The sequence below is a fragment of the Anaerobacillus sp. 63XJN7_4_ISO-PGPR-S23-413 genome, assembly GCF_056173725.1.
This window is the reverse complement of record NZ_CM149688.1, coordinates 307299-321008: the sequence shown is the minus strand read 5'-3', so window position 1 is coordinate 321008 and position 13710 is coordinate 307299. Positions and strand designations below refer to the sequence as shown.

Genomic DNA, 13710 nt, shown 5'->3' with positions numbered 1-13710 from the left:
CGAGTTATTAAAATTATTTTGTGAAAATTAGTGCATAACTCTTCCAAAATGATTATTAATTTATTATAATTATAATCTAATAGGAGTTGTAATTAATTTTCTTAAATTCGGAAGGAGATTGAAATATGGATAAAAATGAAATGCATGACAGCCAAGCTGGGAAGTGCCCTGTCTCTCACGGCCAAACAAAGGAAGATAGCGCCATTACTACGACTAAAGTGAAGACTACAAATAAAGACTGGTGGCCGAACCAGTTAAACTTGCAACTTCTTCAACAGCACGACCGCAAAAGCAACCCAATGGGGGAAGACTTTGATTATGCTGAAGAATTCAAAAAGCTGGACTATTATGCACTGAAGCAGGATCTTCGTGACTTAATGACAGACAGCCAGGACTGGTGGCCAGCTGATTATGGACATTATGGCCCTCTCTTCATCCGTATGTCATGGCACGCAGCTGGTACATATCGTACTGGTGACGGACGTGGCGGTGGCGCTACTGGATCGCAGCGTTTTGCACCATTGAACAGCTGGCCAGATAACGCGAGCCTTGATAAAGCACGTCGCCTCCTTTGGCCAATCAAGCAAAAGTACGGAAATAAGATTTCTTGGGCTGATTTACTTGTCATCACGGGGAACGTTGCGCTTGAATCAATGGGCTTGAATACATTTGGTTTTGCTGGCGGACGCGAAGATGTGTGGCATCCAGAAGAAGATATTTATTGGGGTGCTGAAAAAGAGTGGCTTGGTGACAACCGTTATTCAGGCGACCGCGAGCTCGAAAGTCCGCTAGCTGCCGTTCAAATGGGGCTTATTTATGTGAATCCTGAAGGACCAAATGGCGAACCAGATCCACTAGGAAGTGCACGTGACATTCGTGAAACATTTGCCCGAATGGGAATGAATGATGAAGAAACGGTTGCTCTTATTGCCGGTGGTCATACATTTGGTAAAGGACACGGCGCAGGAGATGCTGAGGCTAACGTTGGAGCCGCACCGGAAGCTGCTGATATTGAAGAGCAGGGACTTGGTTGGAAGAACTCTTACGGAAGTGGTAAAGGTCGCGACACAATTACAAGTGGTATAGACGGCGCATGGACCGCTAATCCAACAAAATGGGATAACGGATACTACGACTTACTATTCGGCTATGAGTGGGAATTAACAAAAAGCCCTGCAGGAGCTCACCAATGGAAGCCAGTGAATCCTAAACCAGAGCACCTTGCACCAGATGCTGAAGATCCTTCAATTAAAGTGAATACTATGATGACAACAGCAGATATGGCGCTTCGTGAAGATGAAATTTATGAAAAGATTTCACGTCGCTTCCACGAGGATATCGAATATTTCGCTGATCAATTTGCACGTGCATGGTTCAAATTGCTTCACCGTGACATGGGACCGAAAGAAAGATACCTTGGCCCTGAAGTACCACAGGAAGATTTGATCTGGCAGGACCCGATCCCGAATGTGGATTACGAATTGACTGCTGCTGAAGTTGAAAACCTGAAAGCTAAAATCCTCGACTCCGGATTAAGTGTCAGCGAGCTTGTGACAACAGCTTGGGCTTCTGCAAGTACGTATCGCGGTTCTGATTATCGCGGTGGTGCTAATGGTGCGCGTATCCGCTTAGAGCCACAAAATAACTGGGATGTAAATGAACCAGAGCAATTATCAAAAGTACTATCCGTATATGAGAAAATCCAAAGCAAACTTGATAAAAAAGTTAGCCTTGCTGACTTGATTGTTCTTGGAGGTAGTGCAGCTGTAGAAAAAGCGGCAAAAGATGCTGGTGTTGACGTTACTGTTCCATTCTCACCAGGACGCGGGGATGCAACGCAAGAGCAAACAGATGTTGAAAGCTTTGACGTATTAGAGCCAATGGCTGACGGATTCCGTAACTATCAGAAGAAGGAATACACGTTAAGTCCTGAAGAGCTACTCGTCGACAAGTCACAGCTTCTCGGTCTAACTGCTCCTGAAATGACCGTTCTTATTGGTGGTATGCGCGTACTTGGGACAAACCACAAGGGTACGAAGCATGGCGTGTTCACTGATCGCGTTGGTACACTAACAAACGACTTCTTTGTAAACCTACTCGACATGGGAATTGAATGGAAGCCAGCTGACTTCAATGAATACGAAGGACGCGACCGCAAAACAGGCGAACTTATCCGCACTGCTTCACGCGTTGACCTCGTCTTCGGTTCAAACTCCATCCTCCGTGCTTATGCAGAAGTCTATGCACAAGAAGACAATAAAGAGAAATTCGTGCGCGACTTTGTGTCAGCATGGGTGAAGATCATGAATGCTGATCGTTTTGACCTGAAAATGAGTAAGGATAAAATGGCGTCTAACGCATAATAAATCATAAAAGCACCATCTCAAACGCTTAGAAGAGTTTGAGATGGTGCTTTTTTTCGGTCATCTTTCAGTTCCTGATGTTTTCACTCGTAAATCTAACTTATTTTTCTAATGGCAAACGAGAACTGAGAATCTCACTTTTGCTTTTTAACGTATATGCATTTCTTTTACTAGAGTAGTCAATGATCATATCTTCTTTGAAAAAGGATTCGTGCTTAACTCCTAAAACCACAGGCTTATAATTAGTCTCTAACAACTTCTCACCTGTCTGTGTTTCCTTGGAAGACAAAGCCTTAAATGTGATCCAATCCGCACCAATACTACATCCACCTAAACTAGGATTAAGCTGAAAAGCTACGTGATCCTCTGTATTTAAATGTTCAATTGCAGCGTCCGTAAACGTAATAGTCAAGATCCTCACTCCTTCAAGAATACAATAATGCTTCACGCCTAAACCATATCACACCACTATATGCGATTCAATTTAATTGCACTCTATTCGATTGCACAAAATATATTCTCAACAGTCATTACAATTATAAAGACGTATCTTCCTATAAATCGACCTCTTTATTGCAACTAATTAAAACCCCACCTTAACACTGGAGTTAAGGTGGGGTTTAGTGAAGTTTATTATAGCTCCAGTACGGCTACGCACTCGACGTGCGTCGTATGCGGGAACATATCAACCGGCTGAACTTCTTTCGTTTTAAAACCACCATCTTCTAAGATGCGTAGATCACGAGCGAGCGTAGCTGGGTTACATGATACATAAACGACTTTCTCAGGCTTCATATCAATAATTGTTTGAAGTAGAGCTTCGTCACACCCTTTACGTGGTGGGTCAACGACGATCACATCAGGCTTGATGCCCTGCTCTTTCCAGGCTGGAATGACGTTCTCTGCTTCACCTACCGCAAACTCTGCGTTTGTGATGCCGTTTAGCTCGGCATTTCGCTTCGCATCTTCAATCGCTTCTGGTACGATTTCAACGCCGTATACCTGCTTTGCTTTTTGCGCGAGGAATAGAGAAATCGTTCCGATGCCGCAATAAGCGTCGATGACCGTTTCATTCCCAGTAAGTCCAGCGTATTCAAGCGCCTGATCGTAAAGGACTTTCGTTTGATCCGGGTTTACCTGATAAAACGAGCGTGCTGAAATCGCGAATTTAATGTCGCCGATCGTATCGTAAATGTATGGTGAGCCCCACAGGACGCGGGTTTCGTCACCGAAAATCACGTTCGTGCGCTTGGGATTTACGTTTTGAACGATTGATTTCACTTTCGGAAGTTGCTCAGTGATGTCTTTGATGATGTTCTTTCTATTTGGTAAGTCTTTGTTTTTTGTAACGATGACGACCATGATATCGTCCGTTTGCTTTCCGTATTTTGCAACAACGTGTCTGAGCGTTCCGCGATGTGAACGCTCGTCGTATGCGCGGATGCCGTATTTTTCAGCGATCTCTTTTACGACGCGAAGAACTTCGTCGTTCTCCTGCTCCTGAATGAGACACTGGTCCATGTCGATAATCTGGTGACTGCGCTGCTGGTAGAAGCCAGCGACGATCTTACCATTCTGTTCGCCAACTGGTACCTGAGCTTTGTTGCGGTAGCGCCATGGGTCTTCCATGCCAAGCACAGGATGAACGGGTACGTCGATTTTCGCGATCCGCTCCATCACATCTTGAACTTGCTTATGCTTGAACTTCAACTGGCTATCGTACGTAATGTGCTGTGTTTGGCAGCCTCCACACTGATAGAAGATTGGACACGGCGGCGTGTTACGGTCTTCGCTCTCAACTTTCACATCAAGAATCTTTCCGAAGCCGTAACCTTTCTTCGTTTTGATCACTTTCACGTTCGCTGTTTCGCCAGGGATACCGTACGGGACGAAAAGCGTGTAACCATCTATTTTCGCAACGCCTGCTCCGTCATGGGAAAGGTCTCTGAACTCTACTTCAACAACGTCATTCTTTTTTACAGGTACTTCTTGATTACTCATTTGGTTTCCGTCCTTTTCCGTTCAATTTCATGTACAAAAATTGTACCACAGTGTGAATGGATCGCGAAATGGATCAGCGCGGTGCTTTTTGCATGTGAGGCAAGCTCGATTTCATGGTTTATTGGCCAAAATGGGATTATATTGGCTAAACTCACGATATATTGGCCAAATCTGAAATATATTAGCCAAAATCAATTTTTATTGGCCAAACCCAAATTTCCTCCTCCACTCCCAGATCCTCCACTACAACAGAAAAAGCCAGAGCTCTCAGTCTCTGACTTCTCCCATACACTTCACTTCTACTCACCTGAAATAGCGCGCTTGTGCGCGGCTTCTTCTTCGTTTGTATGTTTCTCGCTCGTTTCTTTCGGGACGATCATTGTGATGTGACGATATAAGTTCGTAAACTCTGCTGGAAGTGGGCCGCCGTACTCTCCGTCCAGGTTGAGCTGCATTTTATCGACTGATTCTACTTTGATGTGACTTGCTTTTTTATAGACAACATTTGGATCATTAATATGATCACCACGTAGCGCACTACTTGCGATCCGAATGAATTCTGCGATGTTCGTCTTTTTCAAAATCATGAGATCGAACAGTCCATCATTCAATGACGCATGAGGGGCTAGCTTTTCAAATCCGCCGATGGAATTTGAGTTAGAGACTAGAAAAAGCATAATTTCATCTTCAAAGAGTTTTCCATCATATTCAATCCGAGTCCTCGCCGGGCGAATGGATGGAAGCATTTCGATGCCTTTCATATAATAAGCTAGCTGGCCAAGCATTGTTTTAAGCTTACTAGGTACTTCATACGTTAATTCAGTCAGGCGTCCGCCACCTGCGATGTTGATAAAGTAATGTTCGTTTACACGACCAATATCAATTGGCATTTCAAGGCCGTTGCATAGGACATCCATAGCACCTTCAACTGTGCGAGGAACGCCAATCGCTCGTGCGAAATCGTTCGTTGTACCAACTGGAATAATCCCCATTTTTGGACGATACGGCTGCTCAGCGATGCCATTGATTACTTCATAAATCGTTCCGTCTCCACCTGCAGCAATAACAAGATCAAATCGTCTTTCTACAGCGATGCGCGCTGCTTCCGTTGCATCCCCTTCACAAGTGGTTGCATGGGCAGACGTCTCGTACCCATTTACTTCAAGGCGTTCTAAAATGTATGGCAGCGAGCGCTTCACTTGTTCTCTACCGGACGTTGGATTATAAATTAGTCTTGCACGTTTCATCCTTCATCATCCTATCTTCTCTATCTTAATTCTTTCATTCTGATTTGCATGTATGGTTACTTTTTTGAATTGGTTTGGACAATAATCGTACGCGTTCTCTTAAGTAATGTCTTCTTTTATTTATATGATAGTCGCAAACAAAAAACGCCCACATTCTCGTGACCGTTTTCCACCGCTTAACCTTCTGTTCTGATTATAGGCTTTTCCCTAAAAAAAAGCAAAGCCGAAAAAATGCGGATGAGGTATACAAGCTTGCACTTCTATATAGACAATAAAAAAACCCTCCGCAATGGGAGGGTTTCACAATTTATCGCTTATCCATTTCTTCAACAATGAGTTTGTTTACCATTGGAGGATTTGCTTTTCCTTTGGTTGCCTTCATCACTTGACCAACGAGGAAGCCGAGTGCGCGGTCTTTCCCGTTTTTGTAGTCTTCGATGGATTGTTCGTTCTCGTCAAGAATACCTGAAACGATTGAACGAAGCTCGCCTTCGTCAGAAATCTGCACAAGGCCTTTGTCTTTAACGATCTGTTCAGGATCGCCGCCTTTTTCGATAAGATCTTTGAATACTTTCTTCGCGATCTTAGAAGAAATTGTTCCTTTCTCGATTAGAGAAATTAGTTTGCCTAATCCTTCCGGAGTTAGGGCCACTTCATCAATTTCTTTATAGTTCGCATTTAAGTATGCCGATACTTCACCCATCAACCAGTTTGAGGCTTGTTTAGGATCAGCTCCCTGGTCAATCGCTACTTCGAAGAAATCTGACATTTTCTTGGACTGAGTGAGTACCATCGCATCGTACTCTGGAAGATCATATTTCTGCACATAGCGCTCACGACGAGCATCTGGAAGTTCAGGAATATCTTCGCGCACGCGGTCCATCCACTCTTTATTAATCGCAAGACGAACAAGGTCAGGCTCTGGGAAGTAACGGTAGTCGTCAGATCCTTCTTTCACACGCATCAGAATTGTTTTCTTGCCAGCTTCGTCATAACGACGCGTTTCCTGACCGATCACGTTTCCTGCTAGAAGTTCTTTCTCCTGACGTACTTCTTCGAATTGAAGACCTTTTTGTACGTTAGCAAATGAGTTCAAGTTCTTAAGCTCAGTTTTTGTACCAAACTCTTCTTGTCCATATGGGCGAAGAGAAAGGTTCGCATCGCAACGAAGAGATCCTTCTTCCATTTTACAGTCAGACACTTCCGTATATTGAAGAATCGCTTTAAGCTTCTCAAGGTAAGCATACGCTTCTTCAGGTGTACGAATATCCGGCTCAGATACGATCTCAACAAGTGGTGTACCCTGACGGTTGAAGTCAACTAGAGAATGGTTCTCTCCATCAACGTGCGTGAGCTTACCAGCATCTTCTTCAAGGTGAAGACGCGTAATACCGATACGCTTTGTTTTGCCGTTTACTTCAATATCAATCCATCCGTTTTCACCGATTGGCTTATCATATTGTGAGATCTGATAAGCTTTCGGATTATCTGGGTAGAAATAGTTTTTACGGTCAAACTTCGTATCTTCTGCGATTTCACAGTTCAATGCCATTGCCGCACGCATCGCAAAATCAACAGCTTGTTCGTTCATCACTGGAAGAACACCAGGATGACCTAGACAGATCGGGCAAACGTTCGTGTTAGGCGGCGCACCGAAATTCGTTGAACAATTACAGAAAATCTTTGTGTTTGTCTTCAGTTCTGAGTGAACTTCCAGACCAATAATAGTTTCAAAATTCATTTTCAGTCGTCACCCCTTACAGCTCTGGTTTAGCCTTATGATGATCCGTTGCTTGCTCAAATGCATGAGCTACGCGATAAACGGTCTTCTCATCAAAGTGCTTTCCGATTATTTGAAGTCCAACAGGTAGGCCATTTGATAAACCACAAGGTACGGAAATCGCAGGAACGCCTGCAAGGTTAACCGGGATTGTGAGAATATCATTCGCATACATCGTTAGCGGGTTATCAATTTTCTCGCCTACTTTAAAGGCTGGTGTCGGCGTTGTAGGTCCGATAATCACATCGTAGTCCTCGAATACTTTTTCAAAGTCATTCTTGATGAGCGTACGAACTTTTTGTGCTTTCTTATAATAAGCATCGTAATAGCCAGAGCTAAGTGCAAATGTACCAAGCATAATACGTCGCTTCACTTCGTCACCAAAGCCTTCGCTTCTTGTTTTCTTATAAAGATCAAGAAGGTTCTCAGCTTCAGCACGAACGCCATAGCGGACGCCGTCAAAGCGAGCAAGGTTAGCTGATGCTTCTGAAGAAGAAAGAAGATAGTATGTCGCTACAGCATATTTAGAGTGAGGTAGAGATACTTCCTCCCAAGTTGCGCCGAGCTCTTCAAGCTTTTTAAGTGATTGAAGGACGCTGTTCTTCACGTCTTCATCTACACCTTCAGCAAGGTATTCTTTCGGTACAGCAATACGTAATCCTTTTACATCACCAGTTAGGCTAGAAAGGTAATCTGGAACGTCAACGTTCGCTGATGTTGAATCCATCTTATCGTGACCTGCAATAGATTGAAGAAGATAGGCGTTATCTTCTACGGTGTTTGTGATTGGTCCAATTTGATCGAGTGATGATGCGAACGCGATCAAGCCAAATCGAGAAACGAGTCCGTAAGTAGGTTTTAATCCTACAACACCACAAAAAGCAGCTGGCTGACGGATTGAGCCACCTGTATCAGAGCCAAGTGAGAAGAAAACTTCTCCAGCAGCAACAGATGCAGCTGAGCCGCCGCTTGAGCCACCAGGTACATAATCGGTGTTCCATGGGTTACGCGTGCCAAAGAAGCCAGAGTTCTCATTAGAAGAACCCATCGCGAACTCGTCCATATTCAATTTGCCCACAGTGATTGTTTCCGCTGCATTTAAACGTTCAACCACCGTTGCATTATGTAATGGGTCAAAGTTGCTTAGAAGCTGGCTTGACGCTGTTGTACGAAGGCCTTTTGTGACGATGTTATCTTTCACACCTACAGGGAGACCAAAAAGAAGCCCTCTTGCATCTTCTGTACCGAGCTTTTCATCAAGCGCTTTTGCTGCTTGCATTGCTCCTTCTTCATTTAACGTCATGAATGCTTTTACCTTTTCGTCGACCGTATGAATACGATCAAACGAGGTTTGAACAAGTTCACTGACGGATAATTCTTTCTTATGAAGCAAGCTGTGAAGCTCACTTATGCTTTTATCAAACAAGGACGTTGCCTCCCTTACTCAAATATTGATGGAACTTTTACTTGACCATTCTCTTTATCAGGTGCATTCTTCAATGCTTCCTCACGAGATAACCACGGCTGTACTTTGTCTTCACGAAGTACATTTTTTAAATCGAGAACATGCGTTGTAGGCTCAACGTTCTCTGTATCTAATTCATTCAGCTGCTCCGCCATTGAAATAATGTCATCAAGCTGAGTTGTAAACTTCTCGACCTCTGCCTCATCCATTTCTAGTCTAGCGAGGTTCGCTACATGCTTAACCTCTTCTTTGGTAATTCTGGACATCACTTTCACCTCCACAAATTTCGAACAACCTGCAATATATAGATGATACCAAAAACAAGCTTCATTAAGCAACAGAACGCCGTCTGTTCCAATTTTAAACAAACGTTTAATTAAGAAAATGTAATTAAACGTTTGTTTGACTGCGGTGCCGTACCCGCAGACTAAAACGTTCTCTACTATACAAGGCATTTCTCAATAAAAAGACTCACCCATCTCAGGGTGAGTCTTCAAAAAGGATAATATTAAAATTCAGATGTCTTAGCTGCTTCAAATTCATCTTCAATCTCTTTACCAGGTTCTTTACCTACAAAGCTGAATGCCATAACAGCGATCCACGCAAGAATAAAGCCTGGAATCAATTCGTAAAGGTCGAAGAGTCCGCCTGATAATTGAGCCCATAGAATAACGACTACTGCACCCGTGATGATACCAGCAAGGGCACCATTACGCGTCATACGTTTCCAGAATAGACTCAGTATAATTACTGGCCCAAATGCGGCACCAAACCCTGCCCACGCATAACTTACAAGATCAAGAACACTGCTATCAGGGTTGTAAGCAAGTAGAATAGCTAGTAACGCAATCGCAAGAACCGCGATACGACCTACCCATACAAGCTCAGTCTGACTAGCATTCTTACGAAGGATCGCTTTATAAAAGTCCTCCGCAACAGCACTTGAAGATACAAGAAGCTGAGAGTCAATTGTACTCATAATCGCAGATAGGATTGCAGCAAGCAAGAAGCCGGAAACCCATGGATTAAAGAGCACTTGTGTAAATTCAATAAAGACTGTTTCCGAGTTCGGAAGGCCCGCATCGAAATAGGCAATACCGATGAAACCAGTAAAGATTGCACCAAACAATGAAAGAACCATCCATGACATACCAACAAGGCGTGCTTTAGGAATCTCTTTTGAAGATTTAACTGCCATAAAACGAGTGATGATGTGAGGTTGGCCAAAGTAACCAAGTCCCCAACCAAGCAGGGAAATAATCCCCATGAAGCTCATACCAGTAAAGATATCTAGATAAGTTGTATCCGTTGCACCAACTTGATTAACTGTTTCGCTCCAGCCACCCATTTCATTTAGGGCAACAATTGGCACGACAACAAGTGCAAGGAACATAAGTATTCCCTGGAAGAAATCTGTCCAGCTTACCGCTAAGAAACCACCGAGGAACGTATAAGAAATAATAACAAGTGCACCGATCCACAATGCGCTTTCATAGCTCATTCCGAACGAGCTTTCAAACAGGATTGCGCCCCCAACAAGACCTGAAGACGTATAGAACGTAAAGAATACAAGAATGACAATTGCCGAAATCACGCGAAGTGCTTTCGAACCATCACGAAAACGGTTTTCAAGGTAATCAGGAACCGTAATCGAATCATTCGCCACTTCTGTATAACGGCGAAGACGCGATGCAACAAACTGCCAGTTCAGGTAAGCTCCGATTGCGAGCCCAATCCCAATCCAAATTTGACTCATACCACCTGCATACATTGCACCAGGTAGTCCTAGTAAGAGCCAGCTACTCATATCTGATGCTCCGGCACTAAGTGCTGCAACAGATCCACCTAATCTTCTTCCTCCAAGAACATAATCAGATAAGTTACTTGTCATTTTGTAAGCAATTAATCCAATTGCGAGCATACCGACAAGGTACACTATAAATGTGACTAACGTTGGCGTCTCAATACTCATCGAGTACTATTCTCTCCTTTCGGTAAAAAAAGTTATTATTGATAATACGACTAATAAAGGCATTGGTATAAGTAGCCAGAACCATGTTGCGGTAGTTAAGGTATATTCCACACTTTCACCCCCTCCAAAGTCAATATTCACAACTATGCATTTTCGCTGTGAATTCAAATTATTCAAGTAGACCATTAGTCCTTTACAAACCAATGATTACTATATCACAAAATATTTTTCTGAACAATGAAAATATTATAAGATAAACTTTTTAATGAATAAAAATACACAATAAAAGAGATTTCCCTTCTTTTAGCAACTTTTATGTCATAAGTATTCAGGAAAATTTATTTAAATTAATTCACCAATATTTGCCTCATCTACATACTCTAGTAACATTTACCCACTATTTTGTAATGTTAATCTTTAAATTGAAATATTTTTTTATAGATTGCCGCGTTTCTCTTCTTTTCATACCTTCATAACGCTAATTATTATAACTATATTTTCCATGTAATTTTGAACCTTCCCACTTCAAAATCTTTTTAAGATTTTTCATTATATGAACGAAACTAATCGGAAAGATTACTGTTTGCAAAACGTAATGATTACGATATAATGAGTGGCAGAGAAACTTACGGAAGGGAAAATCATTTATGAATAATCGCTTTTTTAAATTAGCGCTATTATTATCTATATCTACGTTTATCCTTGTCGCTTGTGGTCAAGATGAGTCAGACTCTAAAACGGATGGGAAGCTCACCATTTATACAACACTTTACCCCCTTGAATACTTTGCAGAACGGATTGGAGGAGAAGGTGTAACGGCAGACTCAATCATTCCTCCTGGTAGCGATGCACATAGCTTTGAGCCAACAACTAGAACAATGGCCGAATTAGCTGAAGCTGATTTGTTTATTTATAATGGTGCAGGTATGGAAGGATTTGCTGATGCTGCACAGGATACGCTAAGCAATGAGGATGTCATGGTTCTTGAGTCTGCTAAAGACATCCATCTAGATGAATCAGAAGAAGAACATGAAGAGCACGCCGATCACGATCATGGTGATATGAATCCCCATATCTGGATCGATCCCATCCTTGCAATCGAGCAGGCTGAAAATATTAAAGATGCTCTAATCACGCTCGATCCTGATCAGAAAGAAACATTCGAAACTAATTTTAATTCTTTGCAAGAAGAATTATTAGCCTTGGATCAATCTTTTCAAGAAATGGCTGATCGTGCAGCTAAGAAAGAATTTCTCATCTCTCATGATGCTTATAGCTACTGGGAAAGTCGTTATGGCCTTGAACAATTAAGCGTCTCAGGTCTTTCTCCTTCTCAAGAGCCAACTCAAAAACAATTGGAAGAAATTATCGAAACAGCTAAAAGCCACAATTTGAAGTATATGCTTTTCGAACAAAATGCTACGCCCAAGCCTGCTAAAGCAGTTCAAAAAGAGCTTGGACTCAATACGCTTCGCATCCATAACCTATCAGTTTTAACCGAGGAAGATATCGAAAATAATGAAACATACTTCACATTAATGAAAAAAAACATTCAAACACTTCAAAAAGCCTTGTCTGAATAAACAAAAACCCTCTCAGTGTCCTTACACTGAGAGGGTTTTTGTTTATTGATAAATATGAACAAACGGTTCTTCTTCGTTAGGATCTTTCACAATCATACTTTCCGTTTCTCCGTTATTTGTAATGTAGATGGAGACCGGAAGCTCCTGAGGAAATGTATCATTTCGTTTCTTGACAAGACCGTTTACGAACTGTGTAAACGAAATGACCTCCGCTTTACTATAGAATTGAATTGGTATTTCAACCTTCAATTGTGTAAGCTCATCCTGTTTATAGAACCCGGTGCCAATGACACCAACAAAGTTTGGAAAGAAATCCTGGATTTCACGCGTGAAATCATCAAACTTCTCTGCTTCAGCAGGATACTCGTCGGAGGCTGCGGAAGAAGGAAAAGCAACGTACTTCTCATTCAAATCCTTCCATGAATCTGGGCTGGATTTCCCCTCTCCTACAATCGTGCTCGCCACAAAGTTTCCTGGGACAACTGATTGTCTTGGTTGCTCTAAAAACAGAGTGAACATGATAGGTACGTCATGCTCAGCACGAATTTTCTTCACAATTGGTTCAATCGATTCCTTCGCCTTAGAAATCACTTCTTCTTTCCCTAGTTTCACTGAACCAGTATATTTCAAGCCATTCTCATCAAGAACAGAGTAAGGATATTCAGAATAAAGCGATAAGGCAATCGAAATTCCGCCTAGTTGTAACTCGTCATCTTTGTTTTGAACATAGTAATCTTGTTCATGTATATAAGATAAGAATTTAGGGTTTTTCTTCTCTGCTTCAATTACTTGCTCATAATTAGCAGGATTTTCTTCCACTCCGAGCTGTGGATTAAGTCCCTCATTTACTTCCTTCTCTTTATCTTTTTCAGCTTCTTCTTTCGTTACACCATTATCTCGATACAGCCAGCTATGAATTTGCTCTGTATCAAAAAGCTGCCCTTCTTTAAAGAAATATTTCTCAGGATCAAATTGCTCTTGAGAAAGTCTGATTAAACCCATCTCAAGCGCATCAACATCGAGACGGTTATCAACGCCAGCCGTGATTAATCCCCTAACTTGTGAAGTATCAAGAGAATTCTTATCCCCATCCTTCTCAAGTACTGAACGATAATACGTTTCAGATGTTTTGATATCTTCACTAACAATCATTTCTTCGCTATCTTCGCCTTCTGAATCATTCACTTTCACTGTATCATCCTGATCGCCCTTCATAAAACTTGGAACACAACCGGATAATACGAGCGAAAGGGCCATGATACTAACGATGAACGTTTGCTTCTTTGGCATTACTTCCCT

The 13710-nt window shown here is 42.2% G+C and carries 10 protein-coding genes; 2 read left to right on the top strand and 8 right to left on the bottom strand.

Features of this window, described 5'->3' with window-relative positions; all coding sequences use genetic code 11:
* Positions 1 to 125 precede the first annotated feature (125 nt).
* Complete coding sequence (gene katG, locus AC0VYO_RS01795; protein ID WP_475366393.1) at positions 126 to 2363, top strand: catalase/peroxidase HPI; 2238 nt, start codon at positions 126 to 128, stop codon at positions 2361 to 2363.
* 100 nt (positions 2364 to 2463) lie between these two features.
* Here katG and AC0VYO_RS01790 read toward each other — a convergent pair whose 3' ends face one another.
* From AC0VYO_RS01790 to putP, 7 genes are all read right to left on the bottom strand, one after another.
* The gene (locus AC0VYO_RS01790) at positions 2464 to 2775 is read right to left on the bottom strand and encodes an iron-sulfur cluster biosynthesis family protein (RefSeq protein WP_475366392.1); all 312 of its coding nucleotides are present in this window, start codon (positions 2773 to 2775) and stop codon (positions 2464 to 2466) included.
* Positions 2776 to 2996: 221 nt separating this feature from the next.
* Positions 2997 to 4364 carry a 23S rRNA (uracil(1939)-C(5))-methyltransferase RlmD gene (gene rlmD, locus AC0VYO_RS01785; protein WP_475366391.1) on the bottom strand — a complete coding sequence of 456 codons (1368 nt, stop codon included), beginning with the start codon at positions 4362 to 4364 and terminating at the stop codon, positions 2997 to 2999.
* 299 nt (positions 4365 to 4663) lie between these two features.
* Positions 4664 to 5611, bottom strand: coding sequence for a diacylglycerol kinase (locus AC0VYO_RS01780; RefSeq protein WP_194222420.1), 948 nt, complete (start codon positions 5609 to 5611; stop codon positions 4664 to 4666).
* Between the two features lie 307 nt (positions 5612 to 5918).
* Entirely contained in the window at positions 5919 to 7352 is a 1434-nt protein-coding gene (gene gatB / locus AC0VYO_RS01775) for an Asp-tRNA(Asn)/Glu-tRNA(Gln) amidotransferase subunit GatB (protein ID WP_194222421.1), read from the bottom strand.
* Positions 7353 to 7368: 16 nt separating this feature from the next.
* Positions 7369 to 8817 carry an Asp-tRNA(Asn)/Glu-tRNA(Gln) amidotransferase subunit GatA gene (gene gatA / locus AC0VYO_RS01770; RefSeq protein WP_194222422.1) on the bottom strand — a complete coding sequence of 483 codons (1449 nt, stop codon included), beginning with the start codon at positions 8815 to 8817 and terminating at the stop codon, positions 7369 to 7371.
* A 14-nt stretch (positions 8818 to 8831) separates the two neighbouring features.
* Positions 8832 to 9122, bottom strand: coding sequence for an Asp-tRNA(Asn)/Glu-tRNA(Gln) amidotransferase subunit GatC (gatC, locus tag AC0VYO_RS01765; RefSeq protein ID WP_226616418.1), 291 nt, complete (start codon positions 9120 to 9122; stop codon positions 8832 to 8834).
* A 242-nt stretch (positions 9123 to 9364) separates the two neighbouring features.
* A complete protein-coding gene (putP, locus tag AC0VYO_RS01760) occupies positions 9365 to 10828 on the bottom strand; it encodes a sodium/proline symporter PutP (protein WP_194222424.1) in 1464 nt (487 codons plus the stop codon).
* 647 nt (positions 10829 to 11475) lie between these two features.
* Here putP and AC0VYO_RS01755 point away from each other — a divergent pair.
* The gene (locus AC0VYO_RS01755) at positions 11476 to 12411 is read left to right on the top strand and encodes a metal ABC transporter solute-binding protein, Zn/Mn family (RefSeq protein ID WP_475368316.1); all 936 of its coding nucleotides are present in this window, start codon (positions 11476 to 11478) and stop codon (positions 12409 to 12411) included.
* A gap of 42 nt (positions 12412 to 12453) precedes the next feature.
* Here AC0VYO_RS01755 and AC0VYO_RS01750 read toward each other — a convergent pair whose 3' ends face one another.
* Positions 12454 to 13701: a CamS family sex pheromone protein gene (locus AC0VYO_RS01750; RefSeq protein WP_430242472.1), complete on the bottom strand. Its 1248-nt coding sequence runs from the start codon at positions 13699 to 13701 to the stop codon at positions 12454 to 12456.
* Between the last annotated feature and the right edge of the window lie 9 nt (positions 13702 to 13710).